Here is a 19,989-nt window from a genome sequence, read left to right as displayed (position 1 = left end):
GTCCCAGATCGCGTCGACCTGCGGCAAGGCGCTACTTGAGCCTGCTGGCGTAACCGGCGACCCCCAGCAGCAGGCGCAGGATGCCGTAGGCCAGCCAGGCCGTGGCACGGTGCCACCAGCGCTGGCGCTGCCAATCGGCCAACGACACTTCCACGCCACCATCCGTACAGGCGGCCTGCAGCGCCGCGGCCAGGCCGGTCGCAAACGTCTCGTCCAGGATAACCACGTTGGCTTCCCGTGCCAGCAGCAGACTGAACGGGTCGATATTGCTGGAGCCTACCGTGGCCCAGCCCGTATCCACCACGGCAACTTTGGCATGCAGGAAACTTTTACGGTACTCGACGATGCGTACGCCTGCAGTCAGCAACGGCGGATACAGCGCACGGCAAGCATGGTGCAACAGCCAGTATTCCACGCGCCCCTGCAACAACAGCGTCACTTGCACGCCACGACCGGCAGCCGCCATCAGAGCCTGACGGAAGACACGCCCCGGAAAGAAATAGGCATTGGCCAGCAGGATCCGGGTCTGCGCGTGTTCGATCGCATCGAGGTAGGCTTCCTCGATGTCGCGCCGATGGCGCAGGTTGTCGCGCAGTACCAGCCGGGCCCGCATGCTGCCGCTACGCACGCCCTCTGGTAACGCCCAGCGCAGGGGGACAAAGCGCCGCTTGAGACTGGCCCACAGCACCAGACGCCACAGTCTCGCCATGGCCCGGTGAACATCCGTCACGACTGGCCCTTCGATACGCACGGCAAAGTCGAAGCGCGGATGGCGGGGCCCGACGGGTTCGAAATCATCGATGATATTGATGCCACCCACGAAGGCGATGCGCGCATCCACCACGGCCAGCTTGCGATGCAGGCGGCGCAGTCGGTAACGACGGGCCAGCAAGGGCTTGAGTTCACGCCGGAAGATCATCACCTCGACTCCGTCCGCGGCCAGATCGTCCATCAGTTCCTGCACGAAATCACGCCCGCCGAAGCCATCCACTATCAGGCGCACTCGTACTCCGCGCAGCACGGCGGCACTAAGCGCAGCCGCCACCTCCCGGCCAACCGCATCCGGCTTGAAGATGTAGGTTTCAAGCAGGATTTCCTCCCGCGCGCCCGCAATGGCCGCCAGCAAGGCCGGGAAATACTCGCCGCCGCTGTGAAGCAGCTGGATCTGGTTGCCCGGACGCGGCCCGCTCATGTCAGCCGTAATTCCGTAAGTAGCGGCGCATGATCGGAAATGCTGGCCCAGGGGCGCCCCCACAGCACGCGCGCGGAAATCGGACGCATGCCACGAACATAAATGCGGTCGAGGCGCAGCACTGGTAGCGAACTCGGGAAACTGCGCGCACTTTGCCCATGCAGCGCGGAGAACGCTTCGACGAGACCGAGCTGACGGGCCAGCCAGTCATTGGCACGTGTACGCCAGTCATTGAAATCGCCGGCAATCACCAATGGCGCGCGGGCCGGCACATGGGTCTGGACGTAGTCGGCCAGCATCACCAATTGGCGGCGGCGCTGAGCCTCCGTCAGGGAGAGATGCACGCACAGGCAATGCACCTCTCGTCCGCCCGCCATGGCCAGTTCGCAATGCAGAATGCCCCGCTGCTCCAGCCGGGACTGGCTGACATCCTGATTGCGCGCGCGCTGGATCGGATAACGCGACAACACGGCGTTGCCATGGTGCCCATGGTCGTAGGCGGCATTGACGCCATAGGCCGCATGCAGCCGCTCGCCGGCGAGAAACTCATGCTGCGGAGAGTCCGGCCAGTCGCTATGGCGCTGCGCGTGATGCAGATGCAGACCCTGCACCTCCTGCAGCAGCGTGATGTCGGGGTCGAGCTGGCGCAGGCATTCGCGCAGCTCGTGGATCATCATGCGACGATTGAGCTGCGAGAAACCCTTGTGAATGTTGTAACTGCAGATACGCAGGCTGTTTGCCATGATCCCCGCATGCGGCGTCAGGATACTGCCAGCATGCGCTCCAGTGACAGACGGGCCATCCCGGCTTCATGGGCTGGCACCGTGATGCGGTTGACGACATTCCCTGCGACGAGATTCTCCAGCGTCCAGGCCAGATGTTGCGGGTCGATGCGCTGCATGGTCGAACACATGCATACCATCGGCGACATGAACTGCACCAGCTTGCCCTCGTGCTTCACTTTCTCTGCGAGGCGGCTGACGAGGTTCAGCTCGGTGCCGACCAACCACTGGGTGCCCGGAGCGGCTTCCTTGACGACTTTGAGGATGTATTCGGTGGAGCCCACATAATCGGAGTTCAGGCAGACCTCGAAGGCCGACTCGGGGTGCGAGATCACGATGCCTTCCGGATGCTCCTGACGCCACTGGCTGATGTGCGCGGGCTGGAACATCTGGTGCACAGAGCAATGCCCCTTCCACAGCAGCATCCTGGCCTTGCGGATCAGTTCCGGCGTGAGTCCGCCGTAGGGCTGGTCGGGGTCCCACACCACCATGTCTTCCAGCGGAATGCCCATCTTGTACCCACTCCAGCGCCCCAGATGCTGATCGGGAAAGAACAGGATCTTCTCGCGCTGGGCGAAACTCCACTCCAGGATCTTCGGCGCATTGCTGGAGGTGCACACGATGCCGCCATGCTCACCGCAGAAAGCCTTCAGGTCTGCTGCAGAGTTAATGTAGGTAACCGGCGTCACAAGCTCATCCGGTGTGCCCAGCACTTCGCGCAGTTCGCGCCAGCAGCGCTCGACCTTGGCCAGGTTGGCCATATCGGCCATCGAACAGCCCGCAGCCAGATCGGGCAGGATGGATATCTGCTCCGGCTTGGAGAGGATGTCTGCCACCTCGGCCATGAAATGCACACCGCAGAACACGATGAATTCGGCATCGGTCTCGCCAGCCAGGCGCGAAAGCTTCAACGAGTCGCCGGTGAGATCGCGATGCTGGTAGACATCGGCACGCTGATAGTGGTGCACCAGCAGCACGACACGCTTGCCCAGCTTTTCCTTGGCGGCGCGGATGCGCTCATGCGCCTCGGCATCCTTGAGGGCGTTGAAAGGGTCGAAGGCGATCGGGGAAGTCTGCATGCTGGTCCAGCTCGTGAAAGGAATGCGCCGGCTCGACATGGCCGGAAGGGCGGATTCTACCCGGTCGTACGCTCGGCAGACTCAGGACTGGGACCAGGGCAATCCGGCATGTCGCCAGCCCCCCACCTTGCCGCGCTGACCACTGGCATCCTTGTCGCCTTCGAAGCCCTCCAGCACGTTATAGCTGTTGCCCAGCCCGGCAGCGGCGGCGGCCATCGCGGCATTGTGCGAACGCGCCCCTGAGCGACAGATGAACAGCAACAAGGCTTCCGGATCGATTTCCCGCTTCAGCTGGGTCAGGAAATGAGGATTGGGAATGCTGCCCGGATAGCTGTTCCATTCGATCTCGACAGACCCTGGAATACGCCCGACCCAATCCAGTTCGGCGCGCGTACGGATATCCACCAGGCGCGCCGAGGGCGCAAGCTTCAGCACGGCGGCAGCCTCCTTTGGAGTCAGGGCGCCAGCGTAGGTCAGATCCATCTTTTCCGCCCGTGCGGCAGCAAGGCCAAGCAGATCGCTCAGGGATACGGATTCCATGATTTTGTGACTCTTCTTTCGGGATATCGACCCCTGAAGTTTAGGGCCTGTTCCGTGCGGCCGCAGCAGTCACCCCGGTAAACCGCAGGCAATGCAACGGCAATACGACGTAAGCTGGCAGCCTAAAAGAGAACTTTTTTTTCATGGCGCGGCCTCGCCATGCCGCGCCCACGAGGAACTGAGAACGGAAAAGACCACAACCAGAGTGTGGTCGAATGCCTCTGTTCGCACCACAAAAGAGTCAAAAGCACCAATGCGGGGCACAAAAATGGTGCAGCCTACGCTGCCACATGCAGACAATGTGCTTGTGGCACAATCTTGCGGCCTCCCGCCGCGCCTCCCGGCGCGCCAATCCATCTCGGGCAGGGGGAGACTGCGCGCAAAAACATGGCACGGATTCTGCTACAAATCCGGCGTTCGTGATTGGCCACGCTCAGGCCCGTCAACCGTTCCACCATCTCGGATAAACCTACCAGGAGTGAGAGTGTCATGACCCCTCAAGACGTAATCAAGCTGATCAAGGAAAGCGACGCGAAGTTCGTGGACCTGCGCTTCACCGATACCCGTGGCAAGGAACAGCACGTGACCGTGCCCTCGCACGTGGTCGACGAAGAGTGGTTCGAGCGTGGTCACGCCTTTGACGGCTCCTCCATCGCAGGCTGGAAGGGTATCCAGGCCTCCGACATGCTGCTCGCTCCGGACGCCAGCACCGCCAAGGTTGATCCTTTCTTCGACGAAACCACCGTCTTCATCACCTGTGACGTCATCGAGCCGTCCGACGGCAAGGGTTACGACCGCGACCCGCGCTCCATCGCCAAGCGCGCCGAAGCCTATCTGAAGTCCTCCGGCCTGGGCGACACCGCCTTCTTTGGCCCGGAACCCGAATTCTTCATCTTCGACGGCGTGAGCTGGTCCGCCGACATCTCCGGCTGCTTCGTCAAGATCAAGTCCGACGAAGGCGCATGGGCTACTGCCGAAGATCAGGACGGCAACAACATCGGTCACCGCCCGACCGTCAAGGGCGGTTACTTCCCGGTTCCCCCGGTTGACAGCCACCAAGACATCCGCGCCTCCATGGTGCTGATCCTCGAAGAGCTGGGCATCCCCGTCGAAGTGTTCCACCACGAAGTGGCCACCGCCGGTCAGAACGAAATCGGCACCAAGTTCAGCACCCTGGTGCAACGCGCCGACTGGACCCAGACCCTGAAGTATGTGGTGCACAACGTTGCACACCAGTACGGCAAGACCGCCACCTTCATGCCCAAGCCCATCGTTGGTGACAACGGCTCCGGCATGCATGTGCACCAATCCGTCTGGAAGGATGGCAAGAACCTGTTCGCCGGCAACGGCTACGCAGGCCTGTCCGAGTTCGCGCTGTACTACATCGGCGGCATCATCAAGCACGCAAAGGCGCTGAACGCCATCACCAACCCGGGCACCAACTCCTACAAGCGTCTGGTTCCGCACTTCGAAGCTCCGGTGAAGCTGGCCTACTCGGCTCGCAACCGCTCCGCCTCGATCCGCATCCCGCACGTTTCCAGCGACAAGGCCCGCCGCATCGAAACCCGCTTCCCGGATCCCCTGGCCAACCCCTATCTGGCCTTCTCCGCACTGCTGATGGCCGGCCTGGACGGCGTGCAGAACAAGATCCACCCGGGCGAAGCTGCCGACAAGAACCTGTACGACTTGCCGCCGGAAGAAGACGCAAAGATCCCGACCGTGTGTGCCTCGCTTGAAGAAGCCCTGGCTCACCTGGACAAGGATCGCGAATTCCTGACCCGTGGCGGCGTGTTCAGCAACGACTTCATCGACGCTTACATCGATCTGAAGATGAGCGAAGTGAACCGTACCCGCATGACCACGCACCCGGTCGAATTCGACATGTACTACTCGCTGTAATCCGCTCCGCGGACTTCGGCGATCAGGATGGGCCCGCAAGGGCCCATCCTTTTTTTGGGCCCACACCACGCCGATCGGCGAACGTTTTGTGTTTTGATGCTTCGAGCCTAAACTGCCCCACGCTTGAAGCCTTCAGGATCCACACCATGCCCCGCTTCCTTCACGCATCGCTGCTGTTGGCGTGCGCCGGCCTCCTTGCCCCGGGCATTGCTCACGCAGACATCTACAAATGCGTCGATGACCAAGGCCACACCACCTATACCAATGATCGTCCCGCGCAGGAGCGACGCAAGCAGTGCACCCTGATGACCCGCGAACAGCCGGTCTCCACGGTATCTCCCATACGCTCCAGCAGCACGCCAACGCCAGCCAACTTCCCGCGGGTCGACCAGAGCACCCAGAAACGACGCGATGACGATCGCCTCCGTATCCTGGAAACGGAACTCGACAGCGAAAGCAAACAGCTTGAGACCGCACGCAAGGAGCTGACCGAACAGGAAAGCGTGCGCCTTGGGGACGAGCGCAACTATCAGCGCTACCTGGATCGCATCAAGACCTACAAGGACAAGGTTGAGCTGCACGAACGCAACATCGAAGCCATCAACCGGGAAATCAGCAAGCTCAGATAACGGCCTGCTTCTTGCTTGTGGTCTTCCTCCATGAGCCCAGCCCTTCAGTCTCCGCAAGCCACGCCCCTGTCCAGCTCCACAGCCGGACTAGAGTTGCTTTCATCCGCCGTGGTGATGGTCAGCGCGGACCGCTCGGTCTGCTACGTCAACCCTTCAGCCGAGCACCTGTTCGCCGCCAGTGCGCGACAATGCCTGGGCCAGCATCTCTCGGCACTACTGGGCGATCTGCCAGGCCTCTGGGCCGCACTGGACAATGCCCTGGCCAACAACTGGAGCTATTCCGGCCAGAATCTCGCGGTCAAACGCCCTGGCATCCAGGCGCTGCATCTGGACTGCACGGCCACGCCGGTCGATCTCCCTCCGGCCCGTCTGCTGCTGGAATTCCGCCCGCTGGATGCCCAGCTCAAGGTGGCACGTGAAGAACGGCTGGCCGAGCAGCAGCAGGCGAACCGCGAACTGGTCCGCAGTCTGGCTCACGAGATCAAGAATCCGCTCGGCGGCATCCGCGGCTCGGCTCAATTGCTTGAGCGCGAACTGGACGATCCGCAGTGGCGCGAATACACCCAAGTGATCATCGCCGAGGCGGATCGCCTGCAAGATCTGATGAACCGGCTGCTCAACTCGCACCGGATGATGCACCCGAGCATAGTCAACGTGCATGACGTGCTCGAACGCGTGCTGCGTCTGATCCAGGCCGAATTCCCCAAGATCGGCATCCGCAGAGACTATGACATCAGTCTTCCCCAGTTGACCGCCGATCGCGAGCAGCTCATCCAGGCCGTACTCAATATCGCGCGCAACGCTGCGCAGGCGCTGGATGGCGCGGGAGACATCGTACTGCGCACCCGTGCTGCCCGACAGGTCACCCTGGCCAAGCGCCGCCACAAACTGGCACTGGAATTGCAAGTCCTCGACAACGGCCCCGGTATCCCCGAGGACATCCGCGACAAGATCTTCTACCCTCTGATATCCGGGCGTGAAGGCGGAAGCGGTCTCGGCCTGTCGATTGCCCAGAGCTTCGTCGAACAACACCAGGGCACCATCGAACTGGAAAGCGAGCCGGGCCGCACCTGCTTCACGATCCTCCTGCCCATCACCCAGGCATGAGCGTGTCGCCCCGACATGACGAACACAACACGGAAACAACGCTATGAATGCTGTCTGGATCGTCGACGATGATCGCTCCATCCGCTGGGTCCTGGAAAAGGCGCTCGCCCGTGAAAACATCGCCCACCGCAGCTTTTCATCGGCCACAGAAGCCGTTGCCGTGCTTGACGCCAATGGCGCCCCTCCCCAAGTCCTGATCTCGGATATCCACATGCCCGGCGAATCCGGGCTGGTGCTGCTACAGCGCGTCAAGGCCAAGCACCCCAGCCTGCCCGTCATCATCATGACGGCCTATTCCGATCTGGACAGTGCGGTCTCAGCATTCCAGGGGGGCGCTTTCGAGTATCTGCCCAAGCCTTTCGACGTCGACCAGGCGCTGAACCTGCTCAAGCGGGCACTCAAGGAAAGCGCGCCCCATGATGGTGCAGACGAAGAGTCCACTTCCGTGCCTGAAATTCTCGGCCACGCGGCTGCAATGCAGGAAGTATTCCGCGCCATCGGTCGCCTGTCGCAATCCATTGCCACGGTGATGATCAATGGAGAATCCGGCACAGGCAAGGAACTGGTGGCCCGTGCGCTGCATCGCCACAGCCCGCGTCGCGAAGGCCCCTTTATCGCCATCAATACCGCCGCCATCCCGCGTGACCTGCTCGAATCGGAACTCTTCGGTCATGAGCGCGGCGCCTTCACCGGTGCGGCAGCACAACGCCGGGGGCGCTTCGAGCAGGCTGAAGGCGGCACCCTGTTCCTCGACGAAATCGGCGACATGCCGGCCGAACTGCAGACCCGTCTGCTGCGCGTACTCTCGGACGGGCATTTCTATCGCGTCGGCGGCCATACGCCAGTGAAGGCCAACGTCCGCGTCATCGCCGCCACCCACCAAAATCTTGAGCAACGCGTCCGTGACGGCCTTTTTCGCGAGGACCTCTTCCACCGCCTCAACGTGATCCGTCTGCGCCTGCCGCCGCTACGCGAACGCCGCGAAGACGTTCCGCTGCTTGCCAAGCACTTCCTGTCACACAGCAGCCAAGAGCTTGGCGTTGAAACCAAGCGCCTCACCGAAGCTGCGCTCAAGCATCTGCAATCCTTTGATTTCCCCGGCAATGTCCGCCAGCTGGAAAACCTTTGCCACTGGCTGACCGTGATGGCCCCAGGCCAGACCGTGGACGTTGCGGATCTGCCAGCCGAACTGCGCGATGCACCCAACCAAGGCCAAAATACCGGCGCAGGCAACAGCGACTGGCTCAGTGCCCTGGATGCGGAAGCAGACCGGTTGATCGCCCAAGCCCCCGGCGAGGTGTTCGACCGCCTCTCACGCGAATTCGAAAAGCACCTGATCCTGCGCGCGCTGGCAAGTACGGGCGGACGCCGTGTGGAGGCTGCACAGATCCTCGGCATCGGGCGCAACACCATCACCCGGAAGATCCAGGAGCTGGGGATAGATGCTGGGCGCGGTGAAGACTGAGCCCTGACGGAGCCCGCTCCGCAGAAGGCAGGCAAACTGGGCGCATCCGGGCTAGACTCTCGGCTTTTCGCAAGCCAGCGTCTCATGCCCGCCCCAGCAGTTCCCCCTTTCGACTATCTGCTCCTGCGCGAAACCTTGGGGAGTTTCGCTCCGCGCTTCGATGTCGAACATCGCCAGCAATGTGACTCCACCAATGCGCAGTTGCTGGCGTCCCCTCGAGCTGCGGGCAGTGTATTAGTCTGTGACGAGCAACTGGCCGGACGGGGGCGTCGGGGACGTCGCTGGGTTTCCGCGCCTGGCAGCAGCCTTACATTTTCGCTCCTCTGGCGTCTACCGCGCGGGCGCTCCGCCACCGGACTCAGCCTCGCCGTCGGCGTTGGCATCGTAAGCGCACTGGAAACGCTGGGCATTGAAGGGACTGGCCTGAAATGGCCCAACGACATCTGGCTCAAGGGACGTAAGCTGGGCGGCGTACTCATCGAAGCGCTCCCGGAGCGCAGCAATCCTGGGCTGGTCATCGGTATCGGCCTGAACCTTCGATCCTCGCCAGGCTGGCAGACAGAAATTGGCCGCACTCCCGCCAGCCTGGACGAAACCGGGCCGGTACCGCCGCGCGAGACAGTGCTAGCGCATCTGCTAAAGACCTTGCACGTCACACTTGAAACATTCGGTCTGCAAGGCTTCGATGCAACGCAAGATATCTGGAATAGTCACAATGCCTTGCGCGGGCAGCAGGTTCTGATATCCCAGGAAAATACCGAATGGCAAGCAGAATGCGGCAATGTCGACTCCGAAGGCGCCTTGACGCTGCACTTGCCGGACGGCTCGTCACGGCACATCACGGCAGGCGACATCAGCCTGATTCCGCTGGAGCCTTGAATCATGTATCTGCTCATCGATGCTGGCAACAGCCGGATCAAATACGCCTGGCACGACAGCCAGCACTGGCTTGGCCACGACAGTTGCAGCACGGACCGGCCACAGCTGATGCTGCCACCCAACCTGTCGGTCACCCGGATCGTAGCCTCCAATGTCGCAGGCTCAGCCGTGGCAGAAGCACTGCAAACTGAGCTCACGCCTCTGGCGGCCCCCATTGAATGGCTGAAGGCCTCTGCCGAACGCTGCGGTGTACGCTGCGCGTATCCGGACCCCGCTCGCCTGGGGGCAGATCGCTGGGCAGCCGTAATTGCGGCCTGGCACCGAACGCGCAGCGATTGTCTGGTGGTCTGTGCTGGCACGGCAACCACCGTGGATCTCGTACGCGCGGATGGGCAACACCTTGGAGGTTGCATTCTCCCCGGGCTGGGGTTGATGCGCGAATCTCTTGCGCAGAGCACCGCCTCACTGCCCGAAACAGGCGGAGAGTTCCGACTGCCCGCAATCAACACCGCGGATGCCATCGCCACCGGCTGCCTGCTTGCGCAGCTGGGCGCCATCAATGCACAGCATCAACAACTTTCTGGGGCTGCACCAATCCTGCTGACAGGAGGGCATGCGCCAGCGCTGCTGCCGCTTTGTGGAACACAGGCCTCCCATCAACCTACCCTGATTCTCGACGGGCTGCTGCAGGTCGCAACCAGTGAACTGCCCTGCTGACCACCTGGCTTAGAAGCCTGCTCGCTGCGCTGGATAATCGTGCCCATGAAGGCCTTGCGCGTTCCCTTCCTCCTGTTGCTGATATTCAACGTGATCGCGGCACTGTTCGTCGCCCTGAATCTGTTGGGGCGACGCATGCCCTGGGATGAACCGGGCGAAAGCGCACGCCTCGGGCGACAGCTGGCCCCCGAACAGATCCGTCTGGTCACGACACCTGCTGTACCCGCGTCATCCCCCAGGGCCGCTGCAAGCGCCCCTGTAGCCGGCCTACTGTGCAGTATCGTCAGCGGTCTGACCCAGGATGAAGCGCAGCAACTCGAGGGACAGGCCCAAGAGTATGCACAACGTCTGGAAATGAGCATCAGTGCTCGCGTCAGCGGCATCTCCGCGCCCTCTTACTGGGTGCACATTCCTCCTTCCGGCGGCAAGGAAGGTGCGACCCGGCGTGCAGAGATCCTGACGCGCGCAGGCCTCACTGATCTCATCATCATCCGCGACCCCGGCCCCAACCAGTTCGCCATTTCACTTGGCCTGTTCCGTAGCGAGGAAGCTGCTCGTCGCCTGTTTGACCAGTTGCGCAAGCGCAATGTCATCAACGTCCGCCTGACCGTACGCGATAACACGGGCAACAACGCACGCGTCGAACTCAAAGGTCCTGACCAGATCCTGGATGCCATGGTCAGCGACTTCATCTCCACGCATTCCCATGCCCGCCGTAGCGACAGCTGCCATGCAGCCTGAACGCCTGCCCGTGGTCGGTCTGACCGGCGGGATCGGCAGTGGCAAGAGCTCCGCCTCGCAGCATTTCAAAGCATTGGGAATCACGGTGGTCGATACCGATGCCGTCTCCCGTCAGCTCACCGGAGTTGGTGGAGAGGCCATGTCTGCCATCCGCCAGACCTTCGGTATGCACATGCAAGAGGCGGACGGCGCACTCGATCGCGCTGCAATGCGCCATCTGGTCTTCTCCGACCCGGAAGCCAGGAAACAACTGGAGGCCATTCTGCATCCGATGATCCGGGCCCGTGCAGAACTGGAGTTGCGGCAAGCCTGCTCTCCATACGCGATACTGGAGGTTCCGCTGCTGGTCGAGTCCCGCCATTTCATGCAACGCTGCAACCGCATCCTGGTCATCGATTGCCCGCCGGATTTACAGCTCGAACGCGTCGTGGCACGCAGCAATCTGAGTCCGGCAGAGGTTGAACGCATCATCTCTGCACAGGCCAGCCGCCCGCAGCGGCTGGCTGCTGCAAGCGAAGTCATTGAAAACACAGGCAGCCTGGAAGATCTCAAGCATTCGGTGCAGCGCATGCACGAGTTCTATGTCCTTGAATTCACTCAACAGAAACGCGGATGTTATGATGCCGTGACTAAAGCCGGACACTCCGGCGGACAAGACCGATAGTGGCCCGCGTGATCACCTACGAATATCCTCTCAGCGAACGCATCCGTACCCTGCTGCGGCTGGAAGACCTGTTCGACAAGGTCGTGCATTTCACGCTCGCCGATGGAGCCTACGAGCACAACGCAGCCATTCATGCGATTTTCGAAATCCTTGAAGTCGCTGGTCGTGCAGACCTGAAGGTAGACCTTGTTCAGGAACTCGAACGCCAGCGTCAAATCCTGCTCGGTTTTCGCGACAATCCGCATATCTCCGAAGAAGCACTGGCTGGTGCGCTGTATGAGATCGAGCAGGCCAGCAGCGCGCTGCTGGCCATGGCTGGACGCGTAGGACAATATCTGCGCGATTCGGAGTGGCTGATGGCAATACGCTCCCGTGCAGGTATTCCGGGAGGCTCCTGCGAATTCGATCTGCCCTCCTACCACTACTGGCTGAATCACGACTCGGCCCAACGCCGACACGATCTCCAGACCTGGACATCACCGATGTTCCCGCTGCGAGACGGACTTGCAATCATTCTTCGCCTGTTGCGCGAGAGCGGGCGCCCCGAGTATCAACTCGCACGCCAGGGCAGTTACCAGATGATGATGAGTGGGCGCAACGCGCAGCTGGTCCGCGTGCGTGTTCAACGGGATGACAAGGTGATCCCGGAGATCAGCGCCAATCGCTATGCTTTCAACATCCGTTTCGTCTTCCCGGACACCATCTCTCGTCCGCGCCCTGCGGAAACGGATGTCCGCTTCGAGCTGACCTGCTGCACGCTCTGAAGAAGAGCGCTGCCACGCACTCCCACAGGGAGCATTGCGGCCTCAACCCGCCCCGAAGACAAAAAGGGCTCGCCTGCGCGAGCCCCGTTGCATACGGGCATCACCGGCCTACATCAACCCGCCTTTCATCATGAAGGTCACTTCGGCCTGGAAAGTCCTTGCATCCAGCCCTAGCAAATCGTCCTCCAGGCGAGAGGCATATTCGCGCTGAGGCACCAGTTCAGCCTCCATGCCTTCGCGTTCCAGTTCCATATCCGCGTGGAACACATGGTGCTCCAGCCCAGGTCTCTCCAGATCCAAAATTCTCATGACTCACCTCCTTTGCGGACAATGCCGGATCGGCCTTGCTAGAACCTGCCTTCGATCATCTCGCCATCGACACTGGTCGAGTGCTCGGAATCAGGCCCTGAGTTCAGGCTAAGCAAGAAAAGAGGATTGCGTTATCAGGGTTTTCGAAAAGAGGGAAAACCCAATCGGGAGAGATTTGATAAAAAAACGGGAAACCACGCTGTGGTTTCCCGTCCAGAAATGAGGAAATCCGCAATCGGACTTCCCTCCCCCTTCTTGCGCCTTACTGGCGCACCCCGGTAAGCATCAGGGCCTTAAATCCTGCTCAGCGTTTTCGGCAAACCGGACCCTTGCATCAAGGGCCCGGTTGCCCCGGGAGCTGCTGCCAATGGCGCGCTCCACTATTGTTGGCGTATCGCTGAGTTACGCCTGTCTTTTCCAGATCCCCATGGTGTGCCTTGGCGCTTTGCGGTCGCGGAGGCCAACTCCGTGGTGAGAAGAATTCTTACACATCACAGGGTCTTATGTCCCGATCAATTTTATTTTTTTGCTTAAAAATTTTTTATGCGCCGCCGGAATTTACTTTCCCAATCAAACACATAAGGGTTTTCCCTTACATTCATCGTCATATCGCCAGACGAGAAAAAAGCGCGGAGTCATAGACTCCGCGCTTTGCTTGAGGATTCCCCGCCAGTGTCGTCAGGCCGTCATCCTGAACCGGAGTTCAGGGGGTCGTCGCCCGGCCGCATCAGGTGCGCCCGAAAAAGGGCGCTCACAACAGCGGGGGGGTGGGCCAACAACCATGTCGCGTAGACATTGGTTCAAGGAGTATTTGGCCCTAACGAACACCGCAGGGGAAAACAGTCGGACCGCTTTGTTGCTGCAGCCTTTGTCTGGTTTATGGGTCAGGCCTCCAGGAAAAGCTGTGAGGATTTGTCCTGACTACCAAGAATTCCTAAAAAAGCTTCTCCTGTCTGGCTGAAGCTTCGTCGATCTGTTCGACCATGCGGGCGATTCTACGACGATAGGCCGGCATGTCCAAGCCCGCCGTGCGTTCCATCAGCACGGCTTCATGCGCGATCATCAGAGCACACATCACGGCAGTGGATTCACTGCCGGATGAGGTCTTGCCCGTCAGCGACTGCAGCTTCGCATTCACCATCTCCACAGCAGCCAGCAGGGTTTCCTTCTCTTCCGGCTTGATGGAGACCTGATATTCACGCCCCATGATCTGCAGCTGCAGCGTCTCACTCACTGGCTATCCTCCGGCGGCAGGCGCTTGAGCAGGTTTTCGACCCTCACACTGACCGCGTCGAGCTTTTCCTCAAGGCGGCTGTTGTCGGCCTGCAGAGTTGCGACCCGCGTGGTCAGTTCACGGTTTTCCATATGCAGGCCACGATATTCGGCAAGCAGGCTGGTGAGGCGTTCTTCGAGGCTGGTGATCTCGGCGTCCATGGCGCAGGATGGTAGTGCCCGCTACGGAAACAGGTCAAGGCGGGACGAAGCAATCGACGCCACCGTCCGTCCTACGCTACCATCCGCGCCTGCTTCTGGTGTCCGGGTGCCCACGTGCCCGGATTAAACGGGAAGCCGGTGCGCAGCCTCACTGCAATGCCAGCACTGCCCCCGCAACGGTAAGCACGTCAATGGGCGATACGAGCCACTGTGCAGTCGCATGGGAAGGCATCGCTCAGGAGGGGAACCCTCGCGTGCGAGTCCGGAGACCGGCCCGAAGCATCTCGAGGTGCATTGCGGAGGGCGATGTACGGGTCGCCGACGCGCTTCCCCCATTTCCTGCCCGGCATCCCGCCCCTGTCATCAACCGTGCGGGCGGCACGGAAGGAGCTTGTCTTGAATCCAATCCCTCTAAAGACCCTGCCGGCAGCTCTGCTGCTGGTTTTTGCCCATGCAGCGGCTTCTGCCGCCGAAACCGAGCTGGAAACCATCGTCGTCACGGCCAACCGTGTCGCGCGTACCGCCGATGAAACCCTTGCTGCGGTTACCGTGATCACGCGCAAGGACATCGAACGCCAGCAGGCCACATCGGTTCCCGACCTCCTGCGCGGACTGCCCGGCGTACAGTTTTCCAACAATGGCGGCCCCGGCAAGAGCACTTCCCTGTTCCTGCGCGGCACCAACAGCAACCATACGCTGGTACTCATCGACGGCGTTCGTGTCGGCTCGGCCACAACAGGCACCTACGGCCTGCAGGACCTGCCGATCGCACAGATCGAACGCATCGAAATCGTGCGTGGCCCCCGCTCCAGCCTGTACGGCTCCGATGCCATCGGTGGAGTGATCCAGATCTTCACACGCAAAGGACCGCAACCGGCATCCCTGAGCCTGGGCGCAGGCAGCCGCCAGAGCTTCGAAGCTGCGGTCGATGGCGGGGTCGGAACGGCGGACCTGTGGTTCAACGCCGGGGTGTCGAGCAGTTCCACACGCGGCATCAATGTCAGCGACACCGCCAACGAGCCGGACCGCGATGGCTACACACGCAGCGACGTGAACGTACGCGGCGGCGGGCGCCTCGGTACATCGCTCTCCTATGACGTTCAGGCCCGTCACCTTGAAGCACGCAACAAATACGATGGCACACCGAACGTCAGCGATATCACGCAGGAACTCTTCACCGGCAATCTGCGTTATGACGTGAACGAGCGCTTCGCCAGTTCGCTGCGCCTTGCCCAGAACCTCGATGCCACGACAAGCCTGAAGGAAGAGCGTTTCTATTCGCGCATCGACACGCGTCGCAACCAGGCCAGCTGGCAGAACGACTTCACGCTCGCAGCAGGCCACCAGTTCGTCACAGGCCTCGACTGGCAATACGACGAGGTGCTGAGCAACAACGCCTACGCGCGTGCGAAACGCACCAATCGCGCGGTCTTCCTCGAATATCTGGGCGAAGCCGGTCGCGCTGACATCCAGCTGTCCGGCCGCCACGACAGGAACGAAGCCTTCGGCAACCACAATACCGGCAGCGCGGCCGTGGGCTTCACCCTCTCGCCCGCATTGCGCCTGCACACCAGCTATGGCACGGCCTTCAAGGCGCCGACCTTCAACGATCTCTATTACCCACCCTCGTGCTATACGGATAATGTCGGCACTACGTACTGCTACGTCGGCAACCCGGACATCAAACCCGAAACCTCGCGGACGACGGAGGCCGGTGCAGGCGGCAAACTCGGCGATTTTTCCTGGGATGCCAGTCTGTTCAGGACCCAGGTCAGCAACCTGATCGAATGGCAGACCGATCCAGCCAATACAAACAACACCATTCCCACCAACGTCGCACAGGCGCGCATTACCGGCCTTGAACTCTCGGCGTCTCAAAAACTGGGCGACACGACAATCGCCGCGAACGCCACATTCCTGGACCCCAAGAACCGCTCCGAAGGCGCCAACGACGGCAAGCTGCTGGCACGCCGCGCCCGTCAGAGCGGGCGTATCGACGTGGATCACCAGTTCGGCAGATGGGGGCTGGGCACCACGCTGAACGCAGTCGGCAAGCGCTATGACAACGCGGCCAACTCCATCAAGCTGGGGGGCTATGCCACGGCGGATCTGCGCGCCGAGTATGCGATCAACCCGGAATGGCGCTTGCAGACACGCATCGCCAACCTGTTCGACAAACGCTACCAGACCCCCAACAGCTACCATCAGGAGGGTTTCGGGGCCTTCATGACCCTGCGTTATCAGGCCAAACCGTAAGATAAATGGCGCATGGCTTCAGGCCGCGACCGGCCTGGAGCCTGACCCACAAAGGGCATTGCCCGACCACGGCGATGCTCCTCCATGGAGGCAATGACCATGCAAGACGCTGATCGCGAAGCCCGCCACCAGGCGCGCATGGCGCGCAAGAAAGCCATCATCGACGCCCACATCGCCGCCGCCGATGAAGAACGCGGCCTGCTGCTGATCAACACCGGCAATGGCAAGGGCAAGAGCAGCGCGGCCTTCGGTGTGCTCGCGCGCGCGCTGGGCCATGGCATGAACTGCGCGGTGATCCAGTTCATCAAAAGCCGTTCGGATACCGGCGAGGAAGCCTTCTTCCGCGATCATCCGCGCGTGAAATGGCACGTCATGGGCGACGGCTTCACCTGGGACACGCAGAACGACGCCCAGGACCGTGCCACCGCCCGCACCGCCTGGGAACAAGCCGTCGGCTATCTGCGCGATCCCGCCATCGACCTGCTCATCCTCGACGAATTCACCTACACCCTCAAATACGGCTGGCTGCCGCTGGAGAAAGTCAGCCGCGAACTCATGAGCCGCCCCGAAATGCAGCACGTGATCATCACGGGCCGCGCCGCACCCGAGGGGCTGATCGAGATCGCCGATACGGTAACCACCATGGACCTCACCCGGCACGCCTATCACGCAGGCGTCAAAGCCATGCCGGGCATCGAATGGTAGGCAAGGCATGAGCTGTCGCGCCTTCCTCGTCACCGCGCCGGCCTCGGGTCAAGGCAAGACCACCGTCACCGCAGCGCTGGCCCGTCAGGCGCGCGCGCGGGGCGAGCGGGTCCGGGTATTCAAGACCGGCCCTGATTTCTTCGATCCGATGATTCACGAGGTCGCCAGCGGGGAGTCCTGTCATCAGCTCGACCTTTTCATGGGCGGACTGGCGCATTGCCAGGCGCTACTCGCCGAGGCCGCCCGGGAGGCGAATCTGATCCTCGTCGAAGGCGTGATGGGCCTGTTCGATGGCAAGCCCTCAAGCGCCGACCTCACCCGCGCCTTCAGGCTGCCCATCGTCGCCGTCATCGACGGCAGCGCCATGGCCCAGACCTTCGGCGCCTTGGCCCATGGCCTCGCCAGTTTCCAGCCCGACCTCGAATTCGCCGGCGTGATCGCCAACCGGGTAGCCAGCGAGCGCCACGCCGCAATGCTCTTCGAATCCCTGCCGCCGCAGATCCCCGGGTTGGGCTGGCTGCCGCGCGAAGCCGCGATCACGCTGCCCGAACGCCACCTGGGTCTGCTCCCCGCCGCCGAACTGGCCGATCTGGAAAGCAGGCTGGACAAAGCCGCCACTGCGCTGCACTTCGACGCCTCGCAGCTCCTGGACTGGGAAGGCCCCGGCGATGTGGCGCAGGCCGTAGGTCGGGCTTCAGCCCGATATGAACGCCCGGATGTCGGGCTGAAGCCAGACCCACGGCTCTCCGCCTTGCAGGGCCAACGCATCGCCATCGCCCGCGACGAGGCCTTCTGCTTCATCTACCCGGCCAATCTCGACACTCTGCGCGCGCTCGGTGCCGAACTCGCCTTCTTCTCGCCGCTGCACGACGCCACCCTGCCCGCCTGCGACGCGGTGTGGCTGCCCGGCGGCTATCCGGAACTGCATGCCGCCAGAATCGCCGCCAACGAAGGCATGCAGCTCGCCCTGCTCGCCCATGCCAGCGCCGGCAAACCACTGCTCGCGGAATGCGACGGCATGATGAGCCTGTTCGAAACGCTGGTCACGGCCGATGGCGCCATGCACGCCGGTTTCGGCCTGCTCGAAGGCGGCGCGCTGATGCAGGGCAAGCTCGCCGCGCTCGGCCTGCAAGAGGCCGCCCTGCCCGAGGGCAGCTTGAGGGGCCACAGCTTCCACTATTCGCGTGCCGATACGCCACTCGTGCCCATTGCCCATGGCACCAATCCCAATGGCGGCGCCACCACAGAGGCGGTCTACCGTGTTGGCCGCAGCACGGCCAGCTACATCCATTTCTACTTCCCATCCAACCCTGCCGCCGTGGCGGCCCTGTTCCGCGCATGACGATCACCCTGGCCCTGTTCCTCGGCGTGCTGCTCGACCGCCTGTTCGGCGAACTGCCGCGCTGGCATCCACTGGTGGGTTTCGGGCGCTGCGCAGACTGGCTGGAACGACGCCTCAATCGTAGCCGCGCACGCATTTCGCGCGGCCTGCTGGGCTGGACGCTGCTCGTCCTGCCGCCAAGCCTGCTCGCACTCTGGGCCGCCCGCTTGCCGCAGGGCTGGATCATCGATGCCATCGCGCTCTATTTCGCGCTGGGCGCCCGCGCGCTCGGCGAGCATGGCGCACAGGTCACTCGGGCACTTTAGGCCGGTGATTTGATCGAGGCTCGCCAGCGCACCAGCTATCTCGTCAGCCGCGAGACGGCCGCCATGAACGAGGAACAGGTGGCACGCGCCACCGTCGAATCCCTGTTGGAGAACGGCAACGACGCCATCTTCGGCGCGCTGTTCTGGTGTGCCGTGGCCGGCGCGCCGGGCGTGATCCTGTTCCGGCTCGCCAACACGCTGGACGCCATGTGGGGCTACCGCAACGCGCGCTTCGAATCCTTCGGCAAGATCGCAGCGCGCCTCGACGATCTGCTCAATTTCATCCCCGCGCGCCTCACCGCCCTGAGCTACGCCCTGCTTGGCCGCACCCGCGCGGCACTGGCCTGCTGGCGGCGACAGGCACCCGCGTGGTCCAGCCCCAACGCCGGGCCAGTGATGGCCGCCGGCGCCGGCAGTCTGGGTCTGCAACTGGGCGGTGCCGCGATTTACGAAAGCGTGACCGAAGCACGCCCGCCACTGGGCGAAGGCGCGCCGCCTCACGGCGCCGACATCCCGCGCGCACTGGCGCTGATCTCGCGCAGCCTGTGGCTATGGCTGTTGCTCATCGCACTGGGAGAGGCCTGTGTCCACGCCTTTTGATCCTCACTGCACGGGCCTGCCCCTGCAGCAAGGCGGCCGGCTGCGCACCACCGCACATGAATTCGGCATCCCGCTACGCCACTGGCTGGACCTCTCCACCGGCATCAACCCGCTGGGCTGGCCGGTGCCGCCGCTGCCGGCCGAAGTCTGGCGTCGCCTGCCGGAAGACGACGACGGCCTGACAATGGCAGCCCTGGCCCATGCCGGTGGGCGCCGGCTGTTGCCGCTGGCCGGCAGCCAGGCTGCGATCCAGATGCTGCCGTGGCTGTTCGGTCGCTCGACCGAGGGACGTGCACTTCTTGTTCACGGAGAAAGCCCTCTCCCCCTGCCCCTCTCCCCCGAGGGGAGAGGGGAGCTTCGTGTGCCGCGTTGCGGCGGTCTCAAGGTAGGCATCCTGTCACCCTGCTACGCGGAACACCGGAAAGCCTGGCTGGCCGCCGGGCACCAGGTCGAAGTCATCGACTACGCCGACGCCGAGGCAGCGGTGGCGCGTTGTGACGTGCTGCTGCTCACCAACCCGAACAACCCCACCGGCCGCCTGATTCAACCCGCCACGCTGCGCGACTGGCATGCGCGGCTT

The 19,989-nt window shown here is 62.4% G+C and carries 20 protein-coding genes, 1 other RNA gene, 1 pseudogene and 1 riboswitch; of the genes and pseudogenes, 14 read left to right on the top strand and 8 right to left on the bottom strand.

Annotation, left to right across the window (positions count from 1 at the left end):
- Positions 1–31: 31 nt before the first annotated feature.
- From clsB to BGI27_RS00095, 4 genes are all read right to left on the bottom strand, one after another.
- Complete coding sequence (clsB, locus tag BGI27_RS00110; protein WP_095522903.1) at positions 32–1,192, bottom strand: cardiolipin synthase ClsB; 1,161 nt, start codon at positions 1,190–1,192, stop codon at positions 32–34.
- The gene (locus tag BGI27_RS00105) at positions 1,189–1,935 is read right to left on the bottom strand and encodes an endonuclease/exonuclease/phosphatase family protein (protein ID WP_095522902.1); all 747 of its coding nucleotides are present in this window, start codon (positions 1,933–1,935) and stop codon (positions 1,189–1,191) included. The genes clsB and BGI27_RS00105 overlap by 4 nt, the downstream gene beginning before the upstream one ends.
- A 17-nt stretch (positions 1,936–1,952) precedes the next feature.
- Positions 1,953–3,053 carry a quinolinate synthase NadA gene (gene nadA / locus BGI27_RS00100; RefSeq protein WP_095522901.1) on the bottom strand — a complete coding sequence of 367 codons (1,101 nt, stop codon included), beginning with the start codon at positions 3,051–3,053 and terminating at the stop codon, positions 1,953–1,955.
- An 81-nt stretch (positions 3,054–3,134) separates the two neighbouring features.
- Entirely contained in the window at positions 3,135–3,593 is a 459-nt protein-coding gene (locus tag BGI27_RS00095; protein WP_095522900.1) for a rhodanese-like domain-containing protein, read from the bottom strand.
- A gap of 489 nt (positions 3,594–4,082) precedes the next feature.
- Here BGI27_RS00095 and glnA point away from each other — a divergent pair, with 489 nt between their 5' ends.
- The 9 genes from glnA to zapD all read left to right on the top strand — a co-directional run bounded on the left by glnA (position 4,083) and on the right by zapD (position 12,458).
- Entirely contained in the window at positions 4,083–5,492 is a 1,410-nt protein-coding gene (glnA, locus tag BGI27_RS00090) for a type I glutamate--ammonia ligase (protein ID WP_095522899.1), read from the top strand.
- Between the two features lie 146 nt (positions 5,493–5,638).
- Positions 5,639–6,121 carry a DUF4124 domain-containing protein gene (locus BGI27_RS00085; RefSeq protein ID WP_095522898.1) on the top strand — a complete coding sequence of 161 codons (483 nt, stop codon included), beginning with the start codon at positions 5,639–5,641 and terminating at the stop codon, positions 6,119–6,121.
- Positions 6,122–6,151: 30 nt separating this feature from the next.
- On the top strand, positions 6,152–7,228 hold the full coding sequence (gene glnL / locus BGI27_RS00080) for a nitrogen regulation protein NR(II) (RefSeq protein ID WP_095522897.1): 1,077 nt from the start codon (positions 6,152–6,154) through the stop codon (positions 7,226–7,228).
- 43 nt (positions 7,229–7,271) lie between these two features.
- A complete protein-coding gene (gene ntrC, locus BGI27_RS00075) occupies positions 7,272–8,693 on the top strand; it encodes a nitrogen regulation protein NR(I) (protein ID WP_095522896.1) in 1,422 nt (473 codons plus the stop codon).
- Between the two features lie 84 nt (positions 8,694–8,777).
- Positions 8,778–9,572, top strand: a complete 795-nt coding sequence (locus BGI27_RS00070; RefSeq protein WP_095522895.1) for a biotin--[acetyl-CoA-carboxylase] ligase — start codon at positions 8,778–8,780, stop codon at positions 9,570–9,572.
- Positions 9,573–9,575: 3 nt separating this feature from the next.
- A complete protein-coding gene (locus BGI27_RS00065; RefSeq protein ID WP_095522894.1) occupies positions 9,576–10,289 on the top strand; it encodes a type III pantothenate kinase in 714 nt (237 codons plus the stop codon).
- 45 nt (positions 10,290–10,334) lie between these two features.
- Positions 10,335–11,030 (top strand): SPOR domain-containing protein, encoded by a 696-nt coding sequence (locus BGI27_RS00060; protein ID WP_095522893.1) that lies wholly within the window; start codon positions 10,335–10,337, stop codon positions 11,028–11,030.
- Complete coding sequence (gene coaE, locus BGI27_RS00055) at positions 11,020–11,694, top strand: dephospho-CoA kinase (protein ID WP_095523008.1); 675 nt, start codon at positions 11,020–11,022, stop codon at positions 11,692–11,694. The genes BGI27_RS00060 and coaE overlap by 11 nt, the downstream gene beginning before the upstream one ends.
- Positions 11,695–11,702: 8 nt before the next feature.
- Positions 11,703–12,458 (top strand): cell division protein ZapD, encoded by a 756-nt coding sequence (zapD, locus tag BGI27_RS00050; RefSeq protein WP_095523007.1) that lies wholly within the window; start codon positions 11,703–11,705, stop codon positions 12,456–12,458.
- A 108-nt stretch (positions 12,459–12,566) separates the two neighbouring features.
- On the opposite strand, the gene BGI27_RS00045 is transcribed toward zapD, so the two are convergent.
- The 4 genes from BGI27_RS00045 to BGI27_RS00030 form a co-directional block, all read right to left on the bottom strand.
- Positions 12,567–12,767 (bottom strand): hypothetical protein, encoded by a 201-nt coding sequence (locus BGI27_RS00045; protein WP_095522892.1) that lies wholly within the window; start codon positions 12,765–12,767, stop codon positions 12,567–12,569.
- A gap of 659 nt (positions 12,768–13,426) precedes the next feature.
- Positions 13,427–13,606: non-coding RNA, 6S RNA (gene ssrS / locus BGI27_RS00040), on the bottom strand.
- Between the two features lie 95 nt (positions 13,607–13,701).
- Positions 13,702–14,001, bottom strand: a complete 300-nt coding sequence (locus BGI27_RS00035; RefSeq protein ID WP_095522891.1) for a cell division protein ZapA — start codon at positions 13,999–14,001, stop codon at positions 13,702–13,704.
- Complete coding sequence (locus BGI27_RS00030) at positions 13,998–14,201, bottom strand: cell division protein ZapB (RefSeq protein WP_095522890.1); 204 nt, start codon at positions 14,199–14,201, stop codon at positions 13,998–14,000. The genes BGI27_RS00035 and BGI27_RS00030 overlap by 4 nt, the downstream gene beginning before the upstream one ends.
- A 79-nt stretch (positions 14,202–14,280) precedes the next feature.
- Positions 14,281–14,493, top strand: a riboswitch (cobalamin riboswitch).
- Positions 14,494–14,597: 104 nt separating this feature from the next.
- On the opposite strand from BGI27_RS00030, the gene btuB reads away from it, so the two are divergent.
- The 5 genes and pseudogenes from btuB to BGI27_RS00005 all read left to right on the top strand — a co-directional run.
- The gene (btuB, locus tag BGI27_RS00025; protein ID WP_223871495.1) at positions 14,598–16,457 is read left to right on the top strand and encodes a TonB-dependent vitamin B12 receptor; all 1,860 of its coding nucleotides are present in this window, start codon (positions 14,598–14,600) and stop codon (positions 16,455–16,457) included.
- 99 nt (positions 16,458–16,556) lie between these two features.
- The gene (cobO, locus tag BGI27_RS00020; RefSeq protein ID WP_095523006.1) at positions 16,557–17,162 is read left to right on the top strand and encodes a cob(I)yrinic acid a,c-diamide adenosyltransferase; all 606 of its coding nucleotides are present in this window, start codon (positions 16,557–16,559) and stop codon (positions 17,160–17,162) included.
- Between the two features lie 7 nt (positions 17,163–17,169).
- Positions 17,170–18,504: a cobyrinic acid a,c-diamide synthase CobB gene (locus tag BGI27_RS00015; RefSeq protein ID WP_095522888.1), complete on the top strand. Its 1,335-nt coding sequence runs from the start codon at positions 17,170–17,172 to the stop codon at positions 18,502–18,504.
- A pseudogene (cbiB, locus tag BGI27_RS00010) lies at positions 18,501–19,409 on the top strand (adenosylcobinamide-phosphate synthase CbiB). The gene BGI27_RS00015 and the pseudogene cbiB overlap by 4 nt, the downstream one beginning before the upstream one ends.
- The coding region (locus BGI27_RS00005) for an aminotransferase class I/II-fold pyridoxal phosphate-dependent enzyme (protein WP_338140489.1) at positions 19,393–19,989 on the top strand (597 nt) is incomplete at its 3' end. The pseudogene cbiB and the gene BGI27_RS00005, both read left to right, overlap by 17 nt.

This window comes from Candidatus Dactylopiibacterium carminicum (assembly GCF_014736495.1).
In the GTDB taxonomy this organism is placed as follows: Bacteria; Pseudomonadota; Gammaproteobacteria; order Burkholderiales; family Rhodocyclaceae; genus Uliginosibacterium; species Uliginosibacterium carminicum.
The sequence above is the reverse complement of the archived record's forward strand: the minus strand, read 5'-3'. Positions and strand labels throughout refer to the sequence as shown.